Origin of the sequence: Pseudomonas paralactis (assembly GCF_001439735.1) — a bacterium.
In the GTDB taxonomy this organism is placed as follows: domain Bacteria; phylum Pseudomonadota; class Gammaproteobacteria; order Pseudomonadales; family Pseudomonadaceae; genus Aquipseudomonas; species Aquipseudomonas paralactis.
Window position 1 is genome coordinate 659,650 of record NZ_JYLN01000003.1, and the last position, 22,822, is coordinate 682,471.

The 22,822-nt window shown below is 61.5% G+C and carries 20 protein-coding genes; 7 read left to right on the plus strand and 13 right to left on the minus strand.

What is annotated here, in order from left to right:
- Positions 1-137: 137 nt before the first annotated feature.
- The 7 genes from TX23_RS11225 to TX23_RS11255 form a co-directional block, all read right to left on the minus strand.
- The gene (locus tag TX23_RS11225) at positions 138-320 is read right to left on the minus strand and encodes a hypothetical protein (RefSeq protein ID WP_057702216.1); all 183 of its coding nucleotides are present in this window, start codon (positions 318-320) and stop codon (positions 138-140) included.
- Positions 317-1,420 (minus strand): PepSY-associated TM helix domain-containing protein, encoded by a 1,104-nt coding sequence (locus TX23_RS11230; RefSeq protein WP_057702217.1) that lies wholly within the window; start codon positions 1,418-1,420, stop codon positions 317-319. Before TX23_RS11230 ends, TX23_RS11225 begins: the two co-directional genes overlap by 4 nt.
- 63 nt (positions 1,421-1,483) lie before the next feature.
- Positions 1,484-3,913, minus strand: coding sequence for a TonB-dependent siderophore receptor (locus TX23_RS11235; RefSeq protein ID WP_057702218.1), 2,430 nt, complete (start codon positions 3,911-3,913; stop codon positions 1,484-1,486).
- A 205-nt stretch (positions 3,914-4,118) separates the two neighbouring features.
- On the minus strand, positions 4,119-5,087 hold the full coding sequence (locus TX23_RS11240; RefSeq protein ID WP_057702219.1) for a FecR domain-containing protein: 969 nt from the start codon (positions 5,085-5,087) through the stop codon (positions 4,119-4,121).
- Complete coding sequence (locus TX23_RS11245; RefSeq protein ID WP_005792103.1) at positions 5,084-5,602, minus strand: RNA polymerase sigma factor; 519 nt, start codon at positions 5,600-5,602, stop codon at positions 5,084-5,086. The genes TX23_RS11240 and TX23_RS11245 overlap by 4 nt, the downstream gene beginning before the upstream one ends.
- Before the next feature lie 100 nt (positions 5,603-5,702).
- Complete coding sequence (locus TX23_RS11250) at positions 5,703-6,410, minus strand: 3'-5' exonuclease (protein WP_057702220.1); 708 nt, start codon at positions 6,408-6,410, stop codon at positions 5,703-5,705.
- Positions 6,407-8,329, minus strand: coding sequence for a putative nucleotidyltransferase substrate binding domain-containing protein (locus tag TX23_RS11255; RefSeq protein ID WP_082629604.1), 1,923 nt, complete (start codon positions 8,327-8,329; stop codon positions 6,407-6,409). The genes TX23_RS11250 and TX23_RS11255 overlap by 4 nt, the downstream gene beginning before the upstream one ends.
- A gap of 245 nt (positions 8,330-8,574) precedes the next feature.
- Here TX23_RS11255 and TX23_RS11260 point away from each other — a divergent pair, with 245 nt between their 5' ends.
- A complete protein-coding gene (locus TX23_RS11260; RefSeq protein ID WP_057702222.1) occupies positions 8,575-9,021 on the plus strand; it encodes a response regulator in 447 nt (148 codons plus the stop codon).
- A gap of 186 nt (positions 9,022-9,207) precedes the next feature.
- On the opposite strand, the gene TX23_RS11265 is transcribed toward TX23_RS11260, so the two are convergent.
- Positions 9,208-11,385: a malate synthase G gene (locus TX23_RS11265; protein WP_057702223.1), complete on the minus strand. Its 2,178-nt coding sequence runs from the start codon at positions 11,383-11,385 to the stop codon at positions 9,208-9,210.
- 362 nt (positions 11,386-11,747) lie between these two features.
- On the opposite strand from TX23_RS11265, the gene TX23_RS11270 reads away from it, so the two are divergent.
- Positions 11,748-12,260, plus strand: coding sequence for a glycine cleavage system protein R (locus TX23_RS11270; protein WP_005792098.1), 513 nt, complete (start codon positions 11,748-11,750; stop codon positions 12,258-12,260).
- A 222-nt stretch (positions 12,261-12,482) separates the two neighbouring features.
- Here TX23_RS11270 and rarD read toward each other — a convergent pair whose 3' ends face one another.
- The 5 genes from rarD to TX23_RS11295 all read right to left on the minus strand — a co-directional run bounded on the left by rarD (position 12,483) and on the right by TX23_RS11295 (position 18,213).
- A complete protein-coding gene (gene rarD / locus TX23_RS11275; RefSeq protein ID WP_057702224.1) occupies positions 12,483-13,367 on the minus strand; it encodes an EamA family transporter RarD in 885 nt (294 codons plus the stop codon).
- A gap of 181 nt (positions 13,368-13,548) precedes the next feature.
- Entirely contained in the window at positions 13,549-14,523 is a 975-nt protein-coding gene (locus TX23_RS11280; RefSeq protein WP_057702225.1) for a serine/threonine protein kinase, read from the minus strand.
- A 161-nt stretch (positions 14,524-14,684) separates the two neighbouring features.
- Positions 14,685-16,583, minus strand: a complete 1,899-nt coding sequence (locus TX23_RS11285) for a PhoX family protein (protein WP_057702226.1) — start codon at positions 16,581-16,583, stop codon at positions 14,685-14,687.
- 70 nt (positions 16,584-16,653) lie between these two features.
- The gene (locus tag TX23_RS11290) at positions 16,654-17,418 is read right to left on the minus strand and encodes a TOBE domain-containing protein (RefSeq protein ID WP_057702227.1); all 765 of its coding nucleotides are present in this window, start codon (positions 17,416-17,418) and stop codon (positions 16,654-16,656) included.
- A 57-nt stretch (positions 17,419-17,475) separates the two neighbouring features.
- Positions 17,476-18,213: a ComF family protein gene (locus TX23_RS11295; RefSeq protein ID WP_057702228.1), complete on the minus strand. Its 738-nt coding sequence runs from the start codon at positions 18,211-18,213 to the stop codon at positions 17,476-17,478.
- Between the two features lie 91 nt (positions 18,214-18,304).
- On the opposite strand from TX23_RS11295, the gene bioB reads away from it, so the two are divergent.
- Genes bioB through bioD form a run of 5 tightly spaced genes read left to right on the plus strand, consistent with a single transcriptional unit; the run spans position 18,305 to position 22,759 of the window.
- Positions 18,305-19,360 carry a biotin synthase BioB gene (gene bioB / locus TX23_RS11300; protein WP_005792092.1) on the plus strand — a complete coding sequence of 352 codons (1,056 nt, stop codon included), beginning with the start codon at positions 18,305-18,307 and terminating at the stop codon, positions 19,358-19,360.
- A gap of 11 nt (positions 19,361-19,371) precedes the next feature.
- The gene (gene bioF / locus TX23_RS11305) at positions 19,372-20,553 is read left to right on the plus strand and encodes an 8-amino-7-oxononanoate synthase (RefSeq protein WP_057702229.1); all 1,182 of its coding nucleotides are present in this window, start codon (positions 19,372-19,374) and stop codon (positions 20,551-20,553) included.
- The gene (locus TX23_RS11310) at positions 20,546-21,277 is read left to right on the plus strand and encodes an alpha/beta fold hydrolase (RefSeq protein WP_057702230.1); all 732 of its coding nucleotides are present in this window, start codon (positions 20,546-20,548) and stop codon (positions 21,275-21,277) included. The genes bioF and TX23_RS11310 overlap by 8 nt, the downstream gene beginning before the upstream one ends.
- Positions 21,270-22,082, plus strand: coding sequence for a malonyl-ACP O-methyltransferase BioC (bioC, locus tag TX23_RS11315; protein WP_057702231.1), 813 nt, complete (start codon positions 21,270-21,272; stop codon positions 22,080-22,082). Before TX23_RS11310 ends, bioC begins: the two co-directional genes overlap by 8 nt.
- The gene (bioD, locus tag TX23_RS11320; protein ID WP_057702232.1) at positions 22,079-22,759 is read left to right on the plus strand and encodes a dethiobiotin synthase; all 681 of its coding nucleotides are present in this window, start codon (positions 22,079-22,081) and stop codon (positions 22,757-22,759) included. The genes bioC and bioD overlap by 4 nt, the downstream gene beginning before the upstream one ends.
- The last annotated feature ends 63 nt before the right edge of the window (positions 22,760-22,822 follow it).

Sequence of the window (22,822 nt, forward strand, 5' to 3'; positions counted from 1 at the left end):
CTAGCGTAGATGCTTGCGCAGTGGCTGGCGAGGGAGATTTTTGTGATCCTGAGGGCCTCATCGGGGGCAAGCCCCCTCCCACAGTGGACGGCGTTCACAAATCAAATGTGGGAGGGGGCTTGCCCCCGATAGCGCCCTCAACCGCGCCGCTTGCCCAGCGCCCAAGCGCCAATGGCAGCAGGTATGCCCAACCCCACCCAACTCAACGAATCCCACCACCCATCTCCCAGCAACGCCGCAAACAACCCGGCGGCACTGAGCAGGCCAATCCCTATTGGTATGCCAAACACCTTCCAGAAATTCGACTGGCGAGGCTTCATACCTTGGCCGCCTTGCGCCGTACGATCCATAGGTAAATACCGCTGACCAGCACGACGATGGTCAGCACATCCAGCACCGCCCACAGGATCTTCATCGGCATACCGCCGTAATCGCCGAAGTGCAGCGGTTGGGACATGCCCATGGCGTCCATGTACCAGGGGCGCTCGGCGATGGCGGTGACGGCCAGGGTGCTGGCGTCGATCAGCACCGGTGTCAGCAGGTGAGAAGTCAGGTGCGTGCTGCCCTTCATGAACACCGCATAGTGATGTTCGCTGGAGAAGCGCGTGCCGGGAAACGCGATAAAGTCCGGCTCCATGCCCGGCGCGGCCTTGGCGGCAATGCTCAGCAGCTCGGTGGCGGGCGCGCGGTGGGTCAGCGGCGGGGCGTTTTTGTAGGGTTCGATCATGGCGCTGAGGCTGTCCTGGCGCCAGGCGGCGATGATCAGGTCGGCGCAGGCGCTGATCACGCCGGTCACGCCCACCACCAGCGCCCAGGTCAGGGTGACCACGCCGATCAGGTTATGCAGGTCGAGCCAGCGCAGGCGGGTGGACTTGTCCTGACGCACGGTGGCGAACTTCAAGCGGCGCATGAACGGCAGGTACAACACCGCGCCCGAGACAATCGCCAGCACAAACAGAAGGCCCATGAACGCCAGCAGCAACTTGCCCGGCAGCCCGGCAAACATGTCCACGTGCAGACGCAGCAGGAACAGGGTCAGCCCGCCATTGGCTGCGGGGGTTTCCACTGCTTGGCCAGTGCGGGCGTCGAGCATGAAGGTGTGCGACGAATTCGGCTCGGTACCGGCTGTGGCGGCCATGATCGCGATCACACCGTTCTTGTCGTCTTCGTCCCACGCAAGGTACTGCATGGCCTCGCCGGGGCGGTGGGCCTGGGCTTTGGCCACAAGCTGCTCAAGGTTAAGCCGGGGCGTATCGGCGGGCATCTGCGCCAGTTCGGGCTCATTGCCCAGCAGGTGGTCGATCTCGTGGTGAAACACCAACGGCAAGCCGGTGAGGGCGAGCAGCAGCAGGAATACGGTGCAGATCAGGCTGGTCCAGGTGTGGATGAAGGACCAGTGGCGGATGGTTTTGCTTTTCATTTTTGAGCCTTCAGATGCACCCAAGCCGCCCTGTGGGGCGGCCTGGTTGTTAACTTAAGCTGATCACCACTGGTAGGTGGCGCTGGCGACTACGCTGCGTTGGTCGCCGAAGTAGCAGTAGGAACCATCACAGGTGGAAATGTAGTCCTTGTTGAACAGGTTGGTCGCGTTCACTTTCACCGACGCGCCCTTGAGACTGTTGTCCAGGCGACCGAGGTCGTAATGCACGGAGCCATCGAACACGGTGTAGGCGTTGGCCTTGCCGGCCCAGGTATTGGCTTGGTCGCCATAGGTATTGCCGGTATAGCGTGCGCCGAAGCCGATACCGAAGCCGTCGAGTGCGCCGGTGTGCCAGGTGTAGTCGGTCCACAAAGACGCTTGCTGGTTAGGTATCAGTTGCAGGCGATTGCCTTTGAAGTCGCCTTTTTGCACTTCGGATTTGGCCAGGGTATACGCCGCGATGACCTTGAGGTTTTCGGTGACGTCAGAGATGGCTTCCAACTCGAGGCCTTTGACTTTCACTTCGCCGGTCTGGTCGGTGATCGACACACCACCGGACTGGAAGCTGCTGACCAGAACGTTCTTCTGGGTCAGGTCATACACCGCTGCACTGAGCAGAGTGTTCGAGCCCGGCGGTTGGTACTTGAGCCCCAGTTCCCACTGCTTGCCCTCGGTAGGTTTATAGGACTCTGTAGGTGAAGCGCTGGCGTTGCTCGCCGGCTGGAAAGATTCGGCGTAGGAGATGTACGGTACGAAGCCCGAGTCGAACACATAGCTGAGTGCCGCGTTACCGCTGAAATTCTTGCTGCGGTCAGTATTGGTCGCGTCGTTTTTGTTGAAGTAGGTGGTGCCTTGGTGCACCCAGTCTTCACGGCCGCCCAGGGTCAGGCGCCAATTATCAAGAGCCATCTGGTCCTGCACGTAGAGGCCGGTCTGGACGGTCTTCTGGTTATAGTCGTAGAAAGCGCCTGAGCGTGCGGGGCGTTCAACCGGCGTGGTGTTGACCGGGTTGAAAATGTTGACTCTTCCCGCCTGCCCGTAAATCGACAGGTACGAGGTATCGGTACGCTGGTGGTCCAGCCCGAGCAGGAGGGTGTGGGTGACGTCACCGGTGGCGAAGTCGGCCTGAAAATTATTATCCACCGCCAACTGTCCGATGTCTTCGTCCACATTGGTCGACGAGCGGTCGATATTGCCCTCAGCGTCGACCGGCGCCCAGCCATAGGCACCCACGGTCAATTGCTGGAACGACAATTCTGATTTGGTGTAACGCAGATTCTGTTTGAACTGCCAGGTATCGTTGAAACGGTGCTCGAATGCGTAGCCGAGTGCGTAATAGGTACGGTCGTAGAACTCGTAGTTCGGATCGCCCAGGTTCTTGTGATGCGAAACGTCACCCAGTGGCGACTTGATCTTGGTGCCGACTATCGGCAGGAACTGGCTGGTGGCACCGGTATCGTCACGGGTGAACTGCGACAGCAAGGTCAGCTTGGTATCGGTATCGATGTTCCAGGTCAGGCTCGGTGCGATGTTGTAGCGCTTGTTGTCGATATGGTCGACCTGCGTACCGGCATCACGTACCACGCCGCTGAGGCCATAAAGAAACTGGCCTTCGTCATCGATCTTGCCGGTGCTGGCGAAGTTGATCTGGCGGTAGTTGTCACTGCCGTACTGCACTTGGATGGCGCTGCTCTGTTCGGCGCTGGGGCGGCGGCTGACCATATCCAGCAGGCCGCCCGGAGGGGTCTGGCCATAGACTGACGAGGCCGGACCGCGCAGCAGGGCGAGGCGGTCAAGGTTCCAGGTTTCGGCTTTAGGGTTGGCATACACGCCGCGAGGCAGCGGCAGGCCATCAAGGAATTGCGTCGGCTCGAAGCCGCGGACGCGCATCCAGTCGTAACGGGTGTCGCTGCCATAGCTGGCAGATACGATACCGGGCATGTATTTAACCGCATCATCGAGGTTCTGCACGTTACGGTCCTGCATCTGCTCGCGGGTAGCTACCGAGATCGAGCGTGGTGCCTCGACCAGTGCGGTATCGGTTTTGGTGCCGGCGGCGGTGCGCTTTGCGACATAACCCTCCACCGGCCCCCAAGCGCTCTCATAGCTGCCCTGACCGGTAATGTTGGTGGTCGGCAAGGCGACGACGCCCTCCGGGACCGGCACCAGGGTGTAAGTGCCCGCACTGCTTTGCTCCAGCTGCAAGCCGGTACCGCGCAACGCCTCACGCAGCGCGCCCTGTGCATCGAACTGGCCCTGGACCGGGGTCGAGGTTTTGCCGGCGGCGAGTGTCGGGTTGAGGGTCAGCGCCAGGCCGGCCTGGCTGGCGATCTGGTTCAGGGTGCTGGCCAGGGGCGCAGCCGGCAGGTTGTAGGCGCGCACGCTCAAGGCTTGTTCAGCAGCGATCAGCGAAGTGCTCGCCAGCGGAGCGCTGAGGGCGATAGCCAGGGCTAACAGGCTGGGGCGCAACAAGGTGTCTAGCGTGCGGGACATAAAGGCGGCTCCTGAATGGAAATATTTCTCAATTGCCTAGGTGCCGAACGAGAATCGGAAAGTGATAGGGCGGGGTGAAAATATTTTTTGTAGTGTTTTTGAGGGCCTCATCGGGAGCAAGCCCCCTCCCACCTTTTTGACCGCGGCGAGGTTCAAGTGTGGGAGGGGGCTTGCCCCCGATAGCGATCTCCAGACGCCGAAAACCCTAAGGCTTACCCTTGACGGTCACCCACCACGGCGTGTGCTGCTCGATCTGCACCGGCAAGGTCGGCAACAGCGCATTCAACGCCAGCGTGGTGTCGTGCAGCGGGAAGCTGCCGGTGATGCGCAGGTCTGCCACGTTGTCATCCACGCCCAAATGCCCGGTGCGGTAGCGGCCCAGTTCTTCGATCACATCGCCCAGGCGGGCGTTGTCGACCACCAACATGCCGCGGGTCCAGGCGTCGGTGGCGGGTGTCACGGCCAGCAGCGGGCCAAGGCCGTCGCTGCGCATCACTACTTGCTGGCCGGCCTTGAAAATCTGTTCCTGATGCAGCGCTTCAGGCTGGGCGGCCACGGCGGACTGCAACACACTCAGGCGCGTGGCGTCATCTTCGCGCTTGACGATAAACCGGGTGCCCAGCGCTCGCAGGCTGCCGTCACGGGTTTGTACATAGAACGGGCGTGAATCGTTGTGGCCGGTTTCGACGAGGATTTCGCCCTCCTGCAACACAATCAATCGGCGTTTTTCGTCGAAGCGCACATCAATGGCGCTATGGGTATTGAGGTTGATCGAAGTGCCATCCGCCAGTTTCAGCGTGCGTTGTTCGCCGGTGGCGGTGCGCTGGTCGGCCAGCCAATAGTGGATCGGCACGTAACGCTCGCCGGCAAACAACGCCAGGCCACACACCAGTACGATGCTCGCCAGGCCACGGCCCAACTTGCGTACGCGCTGGCGGATGCCGTGGCGCGATTGCAGCAACGCCGCCCGGGCAGGGCCGGCGGCCACGCTGAAACGCTGATCGAGCATACCCAGCTGGCGCCAGGCGCGCGCATGTTCCTCATCGCTGGCCAGCCATTTGGCGAACTCTTCTTGTTCCACCGCACTGCCGTCACCCGAATCCAGGGACAACTGCCAGGCAATCGCGGCATCCAGCACCCGTGCCGACACCGGCCTGGAGCCAATGGCTGTCACGACGGCTCGCCATACAGCGCGATGTAGCACTGACGTATGCCCTGGGCCAGGTACTGGCGCACACGGGGCACCGACACGCCGAGGCGCTGGGCGATTTCGGCGTGGCCCAGGCCGTCGAGGCGGTTATAGAGGAAAGCGGCGCGGGCCTTGCTCGACAGCTTGCCGAGCAGTCGGTCGATGGCCTTGAGGTCTTCGAGGATCAGTTGCTGTGCTTCCGGCGAAGGGTGTTCGCTTTCGGGGATCAGCATCAACTCAGTGAGATACGCCTGCTCCAGGGCGGCACGACGGAAGTAGTCGAACAGCAGGCCCTTGGCGATGGCCACCAGGAATGCCCTGGGTTCGCGGGGTTCACGCAAGCCGTCGCGGCCCAGCAGGCGCATGAAGGTGTCCTGGCTCAGGTCTTCGGCGCGGCTCGGGCAGGCTACATTGCGGCGTAGCCAGGCCAGCAGCCAGCCACGATGGTCGCGATACAACGCGCCAACAAGCTCACTGTGTGGGGTCTGGACCGACGACAAGGCATCACCGAATAAACAAGAAGTGTAAACTAACGAGAATTATTCGCGATTGTGTCAGAGGCGTGGGGTGGGCGCAATTGGCGTCTGTCGGGCGGTGACATTAAAACGATGGCGCTTGTTGACGGCGTTTCCACTGGGCCAAACGCTCTTGCAGCGCATGGGGCGTGTCGATCTGTTGCTGCCGCGCACGGCTGAACAGGATCAGCATCAGCTCCGCCGTGACCAGCGCATCGGCGCTGGCGTGATGACGCTCGCCGACCTGTAGCTGGAAATGGTTGAGCCAGTCGTCCAACCCGGCCTCGCGCAGCGTGGCGTCGGGGCACAACAGCGGCGCCAGGTCGGCCACGTCGAGAAACGGGTGGGCCAGGCGATAACCCAGGCTGTCCTTGAGCGCCCGGCCCAGCATGTGTTGATCGAACGGTGCATGGAAGGCCAGCAACGGGCTGTCGCCTACAAACGCCATAAAATCCAGCAACGCCTCGGCCGGGTCGCTGCCGGCGGCGATCGCACTGGGGCCGAGGCCGTGGATCAGCACGCTGGGGCTGAGCTTGGTGTCGGTGCGTTGCAGGGTGCGTTCGAACAGTTGCGAAAAATCCACCGCGCCGTCCTCGATCACCACGGCGCCGATGGACAGCACCTGGTCACGGTTTAGGTTCAGGCCGCTGGTTTCCAGGTCCACCACTACCCAGCGTTGGCTGCGCAACGAACCATCGCCCAATGCGCCAGGCGTGGGCAGTTGTTCCAGGCGCTGTTGTTGCGCGGCATCCAGCCCGGGTTTTTGCTTATGAAACCAGCCGAACCAACTCACAGTTGATACCGCAAGGTCAGGCTGCTTTGCAGGCGCTGGGCCTGGCGCAGGGATTCACGCAGGATGCGTCGGTCGAGGTGGTTGAGGCTGTCGGGGTCGACGCGGTTGGAGTAGGGCTGGTTCTCGCGGGTCTGCAATTGATGCTGCTGCATTCTTGTTTGCTGAATGAAGTGGTAGGCCTCTTCGTAGGCGGCGCCGTCCAGCGGCTCGATCACTTGCTTGTCTACCAACTGACGCAGGCGTTCCAGGGTGTTATTGGCGTGGATACCGTTGGCCAGGGCGAGCAGGCGTGCGCCATCGACAAAGGGAGTCAGGCCCTGCACCTTGAGATCCAGGGTGGCCTTTTCGCTGCCCTTGCGGGTCAGCACGAACTCGCGAAAACGTCCTACGGGCGGGCGCTGGCGTAATGCGTTTTCGGCCAACATGCGCTGGAACAAAGGGTTGTCCGCGACCTGATCGAGAATGCCCTGACGCAGTTGCTCGCAACCACGCTCGTCGCCCCACACCGCACGCAAATCAAAGTAGATGCTTGAGCTCAGTAAGTTCTCCGGTGTCGCCTCGCGAATAAACGCGCCGAAGCGCCGCGCCCACTCCACCCGAGACAAGCACAGCTCGGGGTTGCCGGCCATGATATTGCCCTTGCACAGGCTGAAGCCGCACAGCGCCAGGCTTTGATTGATGTGCTGCGCCAGGGGAAGCAGGCGCTCACGTATCTCGGCCGCTTCGACGGCGTCTCTGGCCTCGAACAGAATGCCGTTGTCCTGATCGGTGTACAGCGTTTGCTCGCGGCGGCCTTCGCTGCCGAAACACAGCCAACTGAATGGCACGCCGGGGTCGCCTTTTTCCGCCAGGGTCAACTCGATCAGCCGGCATACGGTGTGGTCGTTAAGCAGCGTAATGATGTGGGTGATCTGGGTGGACGACGCGCCATGGGCAAGCATCCGTTCTACCAACTGGCCGATTTCACCGCGGATCGCGACCAGGTTATCCACCCGGGGCGCGTTGCGGATGGTGCGGGCCAGGTGCACCAGGTCCACGCGTTGCAAAGAGAACAAATCACGCTCGGACACCACGCCGCACAGGCGCTGGTCTTTGACCAGGCACACATGAGCGATATGCCGTTCGGTCATGGCGATGGCGGCATCGAAGGCACTGTGGTCCGGGCTCAGGAAGAACGGCGCCTGGGTCATATGGCCCTCGATGCCCTGGCTGAAATCGCTGGTGCCATCAGCCACCACCTGGCGCAGGTCGCGCAGGGTGAAGATGCCCAGGGGCGCTTTGTGCTCGTTAACAATCACAATGCTGCCGACCTGTTGCTCGTGCATCAACGTCACTGCTTCACGCAGCGGCGTGTGTGGACTGCACGTCACCGGGTGGCGCATGGCCAATTCGCCCAGGCGGGTATTCAGGGAGTATTGGGTGCCGAGGGTTTCAACGGCTTTTTGCTGCACTTGCTGGTTGACCTGGTCGAGCAGGCTGCTGACCCCGCGCAAGGCAAAATCCCGAAACGGGCTGGAAAGGGCAAACAGCTTGATAAACGCCGGCTTGTTCAGTTGCAGGCAGAAGGTGTCTTGCGCGGCTTTATGCTCGGTGCGGGTCGCACGTTCACCCAACAACGCGGCGAGGGGAAAGCACTCGCCGGTGGTGATTTCGAAGGTGGGATCCGGTGAGTCTGGCCGCTCGCCGACCACCCGGCCCTGTTTGACGATATAGAAATGCTCGACCGGCCCGCCCGACGGTTTGAGGATGCTGTCGCCCTGGCCATAGAAGCGCAGTTGGCACTGCTCCACCAGGAAGGCCAGGTGCGCCTGTTCCATCTGGTTGAACGGCGGGAAGCGTTGCAGCAATTGCAGGGTGCCGTGGATGTTCTGCAACACAGCGGTTTTACCCGCCTGTGCGTATGCATCAGCTTTACTCATAACAGTGACCGCAGTGTTTTTGTCGTTATCGTGCTGCATGGTCGACTCCTGCACCGCGGGTGCCCATTGGACGTAAGTCTAGGTCGGTGAAAACGCTGCACAACTAGGGAAAAACCTTACATGACTATCGTCCAAACCCCGTAGAACGCCCACTAGGCAAACTTTCCGACGAAGTGCACATTGTTCGACCTTGCACAGATGTCTGACGAGTGCTGGGAGATTGATTTAGAACTGCTGAGAAACGTATGTCCGACCACGATATTTTGAGTGATGCCGAGCGCGAGGCGTTGAGCGCCGTGATGCTCGAGCCTGATTTACCGCCCCAACGCGTATTGATCGTGGACGACGACAAGGATGCGCGTGAGCTGCTGGCGGAAATCCTGGGGCTGGACGGCATTCGCTGCTTGACCGCCGACAGTGGTGAGGCGGCATGGGATTTGTTGAAATCGAGCAGTTCCATCGGCTTGCTGATCACCGACCTGCGTATGGCACCGAGCAATGGCCTGGAGTTGATTCGCCAGGTGCGTGAGTCGACCCGGGCGGCGCTGCCGATCATCATCATGTCGGGGGACGCCGAAGCGCCGGATGTGATCGATGCGATGCACTTGAGTGTGGTGGACTTTTTGCTCAAGCCGATTGATAGCGTGAAGTTGGCGAAGTTGGTGAAGCGGGAGTTGGGGATGCTGCCCTGAGTGTGGGGTGACTGGCCTGGCCTCTTCGCGGGCAAGCCCGGCTCCCACATTTGAAATGCACTCCCTGTGGGAGCTGGCTTGCCTGCGATTCAGGCAACGCGGTCTAACTGACACTGATAAAAAAGCCCCGATCTTTCGATCAGGGCTTTTTTGCATCTGTTGGTGCGAACAAGCTCGCTCCTACCATTACAGGCCGTTCTTGGCCTTGAACTCCCGACGCCTGCGATGCAACACCGGCTCGGTATAGCCATTAGGCTGCCTGGTCCCTTCAATCACCAACTCCACCGCTGCCTGGAACGCGATGTTGCTGTCGAAATCCGGTGCCAGTGGGCGATACAACGCATCCCCGGCATTCTGACGGTCCACCACCGGCGCCATGCGCTTGAGGCTTTCCATCACTTGAGCTTCGTTGACGATGCCGTGGCGCAGCCAGTTGGCGATGTGCTGGCTGGAGATACGCAGGGTGGCGCGGTCTTCCATCAGGCCGACGTCGTTGATGTCGGGCACTTTGGAACAGCCCACGCCCTGGTCGATCCAGCGCACCACATAGCCGAGGATGCCCTGGGCGTTGTTGTCCAGTTCGTTGCGGATCTCTTCGTCAGACCAATCGGTGTTGCTGGCCAGAGGAATGGTGAGGATATCGTCCACCGAGGCGCGTTCGCGCTTGGCCAGTTCGGCCTGGCGGGCAAATACGTCGACCTTGTGGTAGTGCAACGCGTGGAGCGCCGCAGCGGTCGGCGACGGTACCCAGGCGGTGTTGGCACCGGCCAATGGATGGGCGATTTTCTGCTCAAGCATCGCCGCCATCAGGTCGGGCATGGCCCACATGCCTTTACCGATTTGTGCACGACCTTGCAGGCCGGTGCTCAAGCCAATATCGACGTTCCAGTTTTCGTAGGCACCGATCCATTTTTCCGCCTTCATGGCAGCTTTGCGCACCATCGCGCCGGCTTCCATGGAGGTGTGGATTTCGTCGCCGGTACGGTCGAGGAAACCGGTGTTGATAAACACCACGCGCTCGCTGGCGGCCTTGATGCAGGCCTTGAGGTTGACCGTGGTACGGCGCTCCTCGTCCATGATCCCGACTTTCAGCGTATTGCGCGCCAGGTTCAGCACCTCTTCGATGCGGCCGAACAGCTCGTTGGTGAACGCAGCTTCTTCCGGGCCATGCATCTTCGGTTTGACGATGTACACGGAACCGGTACGGCTGTTCTTGCGGGTGTTGTTGCCGTTGAGGCTGTGGATCGCCGCCAGGCTGGTGATCAGGCCGTCGAGGATGCCTTCGGGCACTTCGTTGCCGTTTTTGTCGAGGATCGCGTCGATGGTCATCAGGTGGCCAACGTTGCGCACGAACAGCAGCGAACGGCCATGCAGGGTCACGTCGTTACCGTCGATGCCGGTGTACACGCGATCAGGGTTCATGGTGCGGGTGAAGGTCTTGCCGCCCTTGGCCACTTCTTCGGCCAGGTCGCCCTTCATCAGGCCGAGCCAGTTGCGGTAGATCACCACCTTGTCATCGGCATCCACGGCGGCAACGGAGTCTTCGCAGTCCATGATGGTGGTCAGCGCGGCTTCCATCAGCACGTCTTTGACGCCGGCGGCATCGGTCTGGCCGACCGGGGTGCTGGCGTCGATCTGCAACTCGAAGTGCAGGCCGTTGTGTTTGAACAAGATTGCAATCGGCTCGGCCGCGGGGCCCTGGAAACCGATCAACTGGGCATCGTCTCGCAGGCCACTGTTGCTGCCGCCTTTGAGGCTGACAATCAGCTTGCCATCAACGATTTTGTAGCCGGTGGAGTCGACGTGGCTGCCGGCGCTCAGCGGTGCGGCTTCGTCGAGGAAGGCGCGGGCGAAGGCGATGACCTTGTCGCCACGCACCTTGTTGTAGCCCTTGCCCTTTTCGGCGCCGTCGGCTTCGCTGATGGCGTCGGTGCCATAAAGCGCGTCGTACAGCGAGCCCCAGCGCGCATTCGAGGCGTTGAGGGCAAAGCGCGCATTCATCACCGGCACCACCAGTTGTGGGCCGGCCATGCGCGCGATTTCGTCGTCGACGTTCTGGGTCGAGGCCTCAAAGTCTGCAGCTTCTGGCAGCAGGTAGCCGATGTCTTGCAGGAAGGCTTTGTAGGCCACCGGGTCGTGGGCCTGGCCGGCGTGGGTCTGGTGCCAGGTATCGATCCGCACCTGGAAATCGTCGCGTTTGGCGAGTAGGGCTTTGTTCTTCGGTGCCAGGTCGTGGATGACCTTGTCGGCACCGGCCCAGAACTGGTCGGCAGTAATGCCGGTACCGGGAATGGCTTCGTTGTTCACGAAGTCGAACAGGACTTTGGCGACCTGCAGGCCACCGACTTGAACGTGTTCAGTCATTGCTTGCCTCACTCTGCGGAGCTTATGCGCTTTTTCAGATTTTCATTATGTAGTGCACGGTTGGGCATACTACATGATGACTTGCGGTTGTGAAAATTAGACTAAATACGTCGTTTAGCGACCCACTTTGGTCGTACGGTCACAGCGGAGAACCGGATGTTCTCAAAAAACTATTGGATTGTTCCAGATAAATATAAAAATGGTACACGATTTGTTTTCAAGCGACCGCGCGTCCACTTTGTAGGAGCGAGCTTGCTCGCGAAAAACCTGAGAGCACCGCAGTGTCAGTTTTTTCGCATTATCGTTGACGACCTTCGCGAGCAAGCTCGCTCCTACAGGAAACGCACCCGAGGTATTTCGCCATGGACCATCTTGTACTCACAATTATCGCCGCCGACAAACCCGGCCTGGTTGAACGCATTGCGCAGAACATTGCCGCCCACGGCGGTAACTGGCTGGAAAGCCGCATGGCCCACATGGCCGGGCAGTTTGCCGGGATCCTGCGGGTCAGCGTGCCGACGGAGCAACGTCAGGCATTGGTGGGCGCGCTGGAAGACTTATCCACACATGGCATACGCGTGCTGGTGGGTGAGGGCAGCACAGGGCAGGCGGCCGTGTCCAAATCGATTGTGATGACGCTGGTGGGCAATGACCGCTCGGGCATTGTGCGCGAGATTACGGCGCTGTTGAGCCAGCAGGGGGTCAACGTGGAACGCTTGAGTACCGATGTACGCCCGGCGCCCATGAGTGGGGACCCGTTGTTCAATGCCGAAGCTTTGTTGCAGGTGCCGTCCACGCTGTCTCTGGAGCGTTTGCAGGAGTCGCTCGAAACCTTGGCCGACGATTTGATGGTGGAACTGCGCAACGAGGAATAACCACCCACAAGGTTATGCATGGAAATCTTGCATGGGCCTGTGGATAACCTGTAGAGACCCGGCGCCAGGCCACGCGGGCCGGGGCTCTCCGTCAGCTGAGCAAAAAACGAGCAGTTTCAAGGGCTTGTGCACAAATGGCGGGGATCAGGTTGTGGATAACCTTGGGGTGAAACGCTGCAAGCCACGCGCGCCGTGGCCTGCATAGGTTTGTACGTTATTTGATCAGCGTTTGCGCACCGTCAGCCATGCATCCACGCTGTAGATCACCAGGCCAGCCCAGATGAAGGCGAAGGCAATCAGCGTGGCGGGCGCCAGGTGTTCGCCGAACAGCAATACTGCTTCCAGCAGCACCAGGGTCGGCGCCACATACTGCAAAAAGCCCAGAGCCGTGTAAGGCAAATGCCTTGCTGCGGCGTTGAAGCAGACCAATGGAATCAGAGTTACCGGCCCTGCAGCCACCAACCACCAGGCTTCTGAGGTGCTCCAGAATTCCAATTGGGCACTGTGGGCCGAGGGATTGAACAGCAACCAGGCGACAGCAATCGGTACCAGCATCCAGGTTTCCACCACCAGCCCCGGCAGCGCCTTGACCGGGGCCTGTTTACGGATCAAGCCGTAAAAACCGAACGTCAGCGCCAGCGCCAGTGACACCCACGGCAAGCTACCCACCTGCCACACCTGTTGCGCCACACCGATCGCCGCCAACCCCACCGCCACCCATTGCAGGCGGCGCAGGCGTTCACCGAGGATCAACATACCCAGCAGCACATTCACCAGCGGGTTGATGTAGTAACCCAGGCTGGCTTCAAGCATGCGCCCGCTGTTCACCGACCACACATAGGTCAGCCAGTTGGCCGCGATCAGCGAACCGCTGAGTGCCAGGATCGCCAGGCGCTTGGGGTTGTCACGCAGTTCGCGAAACCAGCCAGGGTGTTTCCACACCATCAACAGCAAACCGCCAAACAGCGCTGACCAGAGCACACGGTGCACGATGATCTCGGCGGCGGGCACGCTGGCGATGGCTTTGAAATAGAGCGGGAACAGACCCCAGATAACGTAGGCACTCAGGCCCAGGATGTACCCCTTGCGAGGGTTGGCGGCTTGCATTGCAGAGTCCTTGCTTAGGCAGCTAACAAAGCGCGATTGTAAGGATATTTGTCAGACAATGGGATCTGCTTACTGTAGGAGCGAGCTTGCTCGCGAAGATCGTTAACGATAACGCGATACCCAAAGGCGCTCTCGGGTTTTTCGCGAGCAAGCTCGCTCCTACAGGAGAGCGTGGTGTTGGTCAGAAGAGTTTCAGCGGTTCTTCATTGAGCGCCGACAGTTGCTCACGCAATGCCAGCACCTGGTCGCCCCAATAGCGCTCGGTGCCAAACCACGGGAAGCTGTGGGGAAACGCCGGATCATCCCAGCGCCGTGCCAGCCAGGCGCTGTAGTGCATCAGGCGCAAGGCGCGCAGCGGCTCGATCAGGGCCAGTTCGCGAGGGTCGAAGTCGTGGAACTCCTGGTAGCCGTCCATCAGTTCCGACAGCTGGCCCAGGCATTCCTGGCGGTCGCCGGCGAGCATCATCCACAGGTCTTGCACCGCCGGGCCCATGCGGCAGTCATCCAGGTCGACGATATGGAACATCTCGTCGCGGCACATCATGTTGCCGGGGTGGCAGTCACCGTGCATACGGATGTTCTTGTGCGGCGTGGCCTTGTAAACCTCTTCCACACGCTTGAGCAGGTCGCGGGCCACGGACTCGTAGGCCGGCAACAGGCTTTTGGGAATGAAGTTGCCTTCAAGCAAGGTGGTGAGGGAGTCGTGACCGAAATTCTTCACCCCCAGGGCTTCGCGGTGTTCGAACGGGCGGGTGGAGCCCACCGCGTGCAAACGCCCGAGCAGTTGCCCAAGTCGGTAAAGCTGATCGAGGTTACCCGGCTCCGGCGCGCGGCCACCACGGCGGGGAAACAGGGTGAAGCGGAAACCCGCGTGTTCGAACAGGCTCTCGCCGTTGTGAATCAGCGGGGCTACCACCGGTACGTCGCACTCGGCCAGTTCGAAGGTAAAACGGTGCTCTTCGAGGATCGCCTCATTGGTCCAGCGTTGGGGCCGGTAGAACTTGGCGATCAGTGGTTCGGCGTCTTCGATACCCACTTGATACACGCGGTTTTCGTAGCTGTTGAGCGCCAATACGCGGGCATCGCTGAGAAAACCGATGCTTTCGACGGCATCGAGGACCAGATCAGGGGTGAGTGTTTCAAACGGGTGGGCCATGCGAACTCCTGCGCGCAGCAGGGCGCCGCGTCCGGCCGGGTATGGTAACAGCATAGATAGCCGGTGGCTGTGCGGACGCCTTCGCAGGCAAGCCAGCTCCCACACTGGCATGTATTTACACATCGAAATGTGGGAGCTGGCTTGCCTGCGATAGCGGCCTATCAGGCGCCTACGATCCCGCCATCATCCCGCCGAATCGCCATCACCGACGAGCGCGGCTTGCCGTTCGGCAAATGCTGCGGCCAGGTCGAACCACCGGTTTCACCCGGATGCTGAATGCCCACAAAGAGGGTTTTCTGATCCGGTGCAAAGCTGATCCCGGTGACTTCACACGCCACCGGCCCGACCATGAAGCGGCGGATTTCCCCGGTGCTCGGGTCGGCACACAGCATCTGGTTGTTGCCCATGCCGGCAAAGTCGCCCGCATTGCTGTAGTCGCCGTCGGTGAGGATCCACAGGCGCCCGGCTTTGTCGAAGCCCAGGCCATCGGGGCTGTTGAACATGTTCTGTGGGTTGATATTGGACGAGCCCCCCTTTGCCGTACCGCCGTGCACGCCCGGGTTGCCGGCCACCACGAACAAGTCCCAGGTAAAGTCCGTGGCACCGTGGTTATCGGCGTCGGCTTTCCAGCGCAGGATCTGGCCGTAGACGTTTTTCTCCCGTGGGTTGGGGCCGCCCACCGGCTGGCCTTCTTCGCCGCGCTTGGCGTTGTTGGTCAGGGTGCAATAGACCTGGCCGTCGGAGGGGCTGACCACGATCCATTCCGGGCGGTCCATGCGTGTGGCTTTCACCACGCTGGCGGCCAGGCGCGCATGAATCAGCACCTCGGCCTGGTTGGCGAAACCGCTGCTGGCGTCGATGCCGTTTTTGCCATGGGTGAGTTCAACCCACTGGCCTTTGCCCTTGGGATGGTCGGTGTTGCCGTCGCCCGCATCGAAGATGGCCACGTACAAGGTGCCGTGGTCGAGCAGGTCTTTGTTGGCTTTCGGGTTGTTGTGGTTGATCTGATCGCGGCTGACGAACTTGTAGATGAACTCGCCACGCTCGTCATCGCCCATGTACACCACGGCGCGGCCGTCGCGTGTTTCGGCCAGGGCCGCATTTTCATGTTTGAAGCGGCCCAGGGCCGTGCGCTTGACCGGGGTGGATTGCGGGTCGAACGGATCGATCTCCACCACCCAGCCATGGCGGTTGAGTTCGTTGGGGTTCTTGGCCAGGTCGAAGCGCGGGTCGTGCTGGTGCCAGTTGATGTCTTTGCTGGCGGCTACCACGCCATAGCGTTTCTGCCCGGCGTCGAATGTTTGCTGCGGGTTGCTGCTGCCGAAGCAATCGGTGAAATTCTCTTCGCAGGTCAGGTAGGTGCCCCACGGGGTCATGCCGTTGGCGCAGTTCTGGAACGTGCCGAGGACTTTCTTGCCGGTTTTGTCTGCCGCGGTTTTCAACCAGTCATGGCCGGCAGCGGGGCCGCTCAAGCGGATCGGTGAATTGCCATGGATGCGCCGGTTGTAGCGTGAGTCCTGGACGAACTGCCAGGTATCGCCCTTGCGCCGAACTTCGATCACCGACACGCCTTCGCTGGCCAGGGCCTTGCGCACCTCCTCGGCCGATTGCGGCGCGCCGCCGTGGGCGTAGAGGTAGCGGTAATTGGTGTATTCGTTGTTGATCGCCATCAAGGCGCGGTTGTTGTCGCCCGGGAACGGAAACAGGCTCATCCCGTCGTTGTTGTCGCCAAATTGCTGCTCCTGGGCCTTGGCCGTGCCATTGCCCGACGGGTCGAAAGCCGGGGCGTTCTTGTGCAGTGGCTGGCCCCAGCTGATCAGCACCGAAGCGCTGTAACCCGGGGGCAGGGTGATGGTGTCGCTGGTGGCGGCGGCGATGCTGGCGAAACCCAGCAGCGGGCTGGCAGAGGCCGCATTCACCGCCAGGGCGCTGCGGCTCAACAGGTTACCGCCCAGGAACATCGCGGCGCCGCACAGGGCGCCCGCACCGATAAAGCGACGGCGGGTCAGGCCGACCATCTGTTCAAGGTCAGTGGCTTGGTTTTCTTCTAATAGGCTCATCTCAGGCTCCCGCGATTTTTGCAGATACCTTAAGGAGCGGTTGTGACCAAATTGTTGCAGCCTGAAGACGTTACACCGGGGTTCCGAGCAGCACATTGCTGGGGGCGAATTGCACCTGGATCGGCTGGCCCTCGGCAGCGTTGAGTGCCAGGAGTGCGGCGGGCGGTGCCAGCGCGCATAAGACTTGGCCGTTGGGCAAGCAGATACGCACCTCGCTGGGGCCATCCTCGGCGCCGAGAATCGTCTCAATCACACCGTTCATACAATTGTGTCCAGGTGTTTCCGGATGCCCGATCGCCCGCAATTCCAGCCATCCCGCCTTGATCAGGGCGACCACTTCCACGCCGGTCTGCAGCTCCAGTCGTTGGGTGCTTTCATGGGTGATCTGTGCGTCCAGGTGCAGATCGCCGGCCAGCCGCAGACGAACCCTGTCGTTGCGGCCCTGGGTGTCGATGGCGATGACCTGGCCGTGCAATTGGTTGCGCGCGCTGGTACGCAACATCAAGCGGCCGAGCAGGTTGAAGTCACTGGCCGCTTCGTCCGAACCGAGCAGCTCGGCCTGCAGCACTTGCAGGCGCTGGTAAAGGCGCAGCACCCGTTCACCCTCTTGCGTCAGCCTGGCGCCGCCACCGCCTTTGCCACCGACGCTGCGTTCCACCAGCGGTTTTTGCGCGAGATTGTTCAGTTCATCGATAGCGTCCCAGGCAGCCTTGTAACTCAATCCAGCACTTTTGGCGGCACGGGTGATAGAGCCTTGCTCGGCGATATGCCCCAACAAGGCAATGCGTTGGGGGCGACGGATGATGTGCTGGCTGAGTGGGCTGGGCAGAGACATGGGCATACGCTTGGATGAGATAAACCGACGTTGCCGCCCTGACGCGGGGGAGTCAAGTCAGAGGCCGGGTTTGGGAGTGCGCGCCAGGCAATAGACATCGACCTGGCGTGCACCAGCGTCCATCAATAACCGCGCCAGGCTATGGGCGGTGGCGCCGGTGGTGAGTACATCGTCCACCAGCGCCAGGTGTTGCCCTGCGATTTGAGCGCCGGGGGCCAGGGCAAAGGCGTTGAGCAGGTTGCGTTTGCGGGTCTTGGCGTCGAGGTCTTGCTGCGCCACGGTTTCATGCGGGCGCAGCAGGGCGCGTTCATTGAGGGGAATGTTAAGCGCGCTACCGAGCCAGCGAGCCACCATCAGCGCCTGATTAAAGCCGCGCTGGCGCAGGCGCTTGCGGGCCATGGGGACCGGCAGCAGAGCGTCGGGGCGGTTGAGTTCGGCGTTATCGAAGCGATGTTGCAGGTGCTGCCCCAGCAGGCGTGCCAGCATGTGGCCCAGCGGCCAACGCGCCTGGTGCTTGAAGCGGCTGACCAGGGTGTCGATGGGGAAGCTGTAGGTCCAGGGTGCGATCACCTGGTTGAAGGCCGGTGGGTGTTTTTGGCACTGGCCGCAGATCAACCCGTCCATCGGCAAAGGCAGGGCGCAGCGTTCACAGTGCTCCAGCAGCCAGGGCAGTTCGGTTTCGCAGGCGTTGCACACATTTTCGCCGGAGTCTGTGCATTCGTCGCAGATCAGGCAGGCTTGTACGTTTTCTAACCAGATGTAAACTTGGTGTTTGTACTCAGGTTGACAGTGCATGAATCTTCCTTAAATATGCCGAGCATCCGTGTCGTGCCTGTGGGTATTGCCATCCCGCAGCGTTAGCCAAAGCATAATCAAGGAATCGCCCATGAGCGCCAGCACCTCTGCCACCCTGCGTCACGATTGGTCTTTGGCCGAAGTCAAAGCCCTGTTCGTGCAGCCGTTCAATGACCTGCTGTTCCAGGCGCAGACCGTGCACCGCGCGCATTTCGACGCCAACCGCGTACAGGTATCGACCCTGCTGTCGATCAAGACCGGTGCCTGCCCGGAAGATTGCAAATATTGTCCGCAGTCGGGTCACTACAACACCGGCCTGGAAAAAGAGAAGCTGATGGAGGTGCAGAAGGTCCTCGAAGAGGCCGCCCGCGCCAAGGCCATCGGCTCGACGCGCTTCTGCATGGGTGCGGCGTGGAAACACCCGTCGGCCAAAGACATGCCCTACGTGCTGGAGATGGTCAAAGGCGTGAAAGCCATGGGCCTGGAAACCTGCATGACCCTGGGTCGTCTCGACCAGGACCAGACCGAAGCCCTGGCCCAGGCCGGCCTGGATTACTACAACCATAACCTCGACACATCGCCTGAGTTCTACGGCTCGATCATCACCACACGCACCTATAGCGAGCGCCTGCAAACCCTGGCTTATGTGCGTGACTCGGGGATGAAGATCTGCTCGGGCGGTATCCTCGGCATGGGCGAGTCCCTCGACGACCGTGCCAACCTGCTGATCCAACTGGCCAACCTGCCGGAGCATCCAGAGTCGGTGCCGATCAACATGCTGGTGAAGGTGGCCGGTACACCGTTGGAAAACGCCGAGGACATCGACCCCTTCGACTTCATCCGTATGCTGGCGGTGGCGCGCATCCTGATGCCGCAGTCCCACGTGCGCCTGTCCGCCGGCCGCGAAGCCATGAACGAGCAGATGCAGGCCCTGGCGTTTTTTGCCGGTGCCAACTCGATCTTCTACGGCGATAAATTGCTGACCACCGCCAACCCTCAGGCTGACAAGGACATGCAGCTGTTCGCCCGCCTGGGCATCCTGCCCGAAGCCCGCGAAGAGCATGCCGATGAAGTGCACCAGGCCGCGATCGAGCAGGCGCTGGTGGAGCAAAAGAGCAGCGAGCAGTTCTACAACGCCGCTGTTTAATCGAGGCCAGCATGTCTTTTGATCTTGCTGCGCGCCTCGCTGCCCGCCGTGCTGAACATCTATACCGTCAACGCCCGTTGCTGCAGAGCCCTCAAGGGCCCGAAGTGGTGGTGGATGGCCAGCCATTGCTGGCGTTCTGCAACAACGATTACCTGGGCCTGGCCAATCACCCGCAGGTGATCGAAGCCTGGCGCGCCGGGGCGGCCCGTTGGGGCGTGGGCGGCGGCGCTTCGCATCTGGTAGTGGGCCACGCCACGCCGCACCATGAGTTGGAAGAGGCCCTGGCTGATTTGACCGGGCGCCCGCGTGCGTTGCTGTTTACCACCGGCTATATGGCCAACCTGGGCGCGGTCACGGCGCTGGTGGGGCAGGGCGATACGGTGCTGGAAGACCGCCTCAACCACGCCTCATTGCTGGATGCGGGTTTGCTCTCTGGGGCGCGGTTCAACCGCTACCTGCATAACGATGCCGGCAGCCTGGCCAAGCGTTTGGAAAAGGCCACCGGCAATACGCTGGTGGTCACCGACGGGGTGTTCAGCATGGACGGCGATCTGGCCGACCTGCCGGTGCTGGCCCGTGAAGCCAAGGCCAAAGGTGCCTGGCTGATGGTGGATGATGCCCATGGCTTTGGCCCGCTGGGCGCCAATGGCGGCGGTATCGTCGAGCATTTTGGCTTGAGCCAGGACGATGTACCGGTACTGGTGGGTACCCTGGGCAAAGCCTTCGGCACCGCCGGGGCATTTGTGGCAGGCAGTGAAGCGTTGATCGAAAGCCTGATCCAGTTTGCCCGCCCGTATATCTACACCACCAGCCAACCACCGGCATTGGCCTGCGCCACCCTCAAAAGCCTGGAGCTACTGCGCAGCGAGCACTGGCGGCGCGAGCACCTCAACGGGTTGATCCGCCAGTTCCGTCGCGGCGCCGAGCAGTTGGGCCTGGCATTGATGGACAGCTTTACGCCAATCCAGCCGATCCTGATTGGCGACAGCGCCCGAGCCTTGCGTCTGTCACAGATGCTGCGCGAGCGTGGGCTGATGGTGACTGCAATCCGCCCGCCGACTGTTCCGGCCGGTAGTGCAAGGTTGCGCGTGACATTGACGGCGGCGCACAGCGAAGCGCAGGTGCAGCTATTGTTAAACGGATTAGAGGACTGTTTCCGGTTATTGAACGCAGCGGAGCCCGACCATGCGTGATCGCCTGATACTGCTGCCCGGCTGGGGCCTCGGTGTGTCGCCCCTGGAGCCGTTGGCCGCGGCGCTGCAGGGCCTCAACGAGCACCTGCGGGTACAGATCGAGCCCTTGCCGGCGCTGGATTCCAGTGATTTGAGTGAGTGGCTCGACGAGCTCGATGCGACGCTGGCGGACAACGTCTGGCTCGGGGGCTGGTCCCTGGGCGGGATGCTCGCTTCGGAGTTGGCGGCGCGCCGTGGTGAGCGTTGCTGCGGTTTGCTGACCCTGGCGAGCAACCCGTGTTTCGTCGCCCATGACGGCTGGCCCCACGGGATGCCCGCCGAGACCTTCGATGCGTTTTTGGCAGGTTGCCACGCCGACTCCCAGGTGACCCTCAAGCGCTTCGGCCTGTTGTGTGCCAAGGGGGCGCAAGATCCGCGCGGGCTCTCGCGTTTGCTGGTCAGCGGTGCGCCACATACCGCCCCCAGTGTGTTGATGCCCGGCCTGGAGCTGCTGGCGCAACTGGATACCCGGGCGGCCTTGCAGGCGTTTCGCGGGCCGCAGTTGCATCTGTTTGCCGGCCTGGATGGGTTGGTGCCTGCCGAAGCCGCCAGTGACCTGCTGACGTTGTTACCCGATGTAGAAGTCGGCCTGATTGAACAGGCCGGTCACGCGTTTCTTCTGGAAGACCCCCACGGTGTCGCAGGGGCCATCCAGGCTTTTTTGCATGAGTGTGTCGATGACTGATTTATCCCACCCTTGCCTGCCGGGCGCCTTGCCGGACAAGCGCCAGGTTGCCGCCTCGTTCTCTCGTGCAGCGGCCAGCTACGACAGCGTGGCCGAGTTGCAGCGCGCGGTAGGGCATGAGTTGCTCAGCCGTTTGCCAGCTGACCTTTCGCCACCACGCTGGCTGGATATGGGCTGCGGCACGGGGTATTTCAGCCGAGTACTGGGTGAACGTTTGCCTGCGAGCGAGGGCATGGCGCTGGATATCGCCGAAGGCATGCTCAACCACGCACGGCCTTTAGGCGGTGCGCGACATTTCATTGCCGGTGATGCGGAACGCCTGCCGCTGAAGGCTGGCAGCTTTGAGTTGCTGTTCTCCAGCCTGGCGGTGCAATGGTGTGCCAACTTCGATGCCGTGCTCAGCGAAGCTCAGCGTGTGTTGCGACCTGGCGGTGTGTTGGCGTTCGCGAGCCTGTGCGTGGGTACCCTGGATGAATTGCGCGAAAGCTGGCGAGCGGTCGATGGCCTGGTTCACGTCAATCGCTTTCGCACTTTCGAGGCTTATCAGCAACTATGTGCGGCCAGCGGCTTGCGGGTGGTAAGCCTTGCGCGACAACCCCATGTGCTGCATTACCCGGATGTGCGCAGCCTGACCCACGAACTCAAAGCGTTGGGCGCCCACAACCTCAACCCCGGCCGCCCCGGCGGCTTGACGGGGCGCGCGCGGATTGTTGCACTGGTAGAGGCTTACGAGCAGTTCCGTCAGGCCCAGGGCCTGCCCGCCACGTACCAGGTGGTTTACGCCGTACTGGAGAAACCGCTATGAGCGTCGCTTACTTCATCACCGGCACTGATACCGATGTGGGCAAGACCACCATCGCGGCCGGCCTGTTGCACGCCGCCAGGCTCGCGGGCAAAAGCACGGCCGCCGGAAAACCGGTGGCTTCGGGTTGCCGATTGACTGCCCAGGGTTTGCGCAATGCCGATGCCCTGGCATTGCTGGCTGAGTGCTCATTGCCGCTCAGTTATGCCGAGGTCAACCCGGTTGCATTCGAGCCGGCTATCGCGCCCCATTTGGCTGCGCGCGAGGCAGGCGTGGGGCTGACGGTGCAATCGTTGCTCAAGCCGATGCAACAGATCCTGGCCCGTGGAGCTGACTTCACCTTGATCGAAGGGGCGGGCGGCTGGCGCGTGCCCCTGGCCGATCAAGCCAACCTGTCGGACCTGGCCATGGCGCTCAAATTGCCAGTGATCCTGGTGGTGGGCGTGCGACTGGGCTGCATCAGCCACGCGTTGCTTACCGCCGAAGCCATCGCACGGGACGGCTTGCCGCTGGCTGGCTGGGTGGCGAATATCATCGACCCCAAGACCTCTCGTCTGGAAGAAAACCTCGCCACCCTGGCCGAGCGTTTGCCCGCGCCCTGCCTGGGGCGGGTGCCGAAGCTCAAGGATGCGGGCGCCGCCGCCGTGGCCGAGTACCTGGAGTTGGACCTGCTTGACTGATTTTGGCTATCGGCAAGGCAATATGCCATTAGTGTTTTTGACGGGTCTTTTGCCAGGATGTCT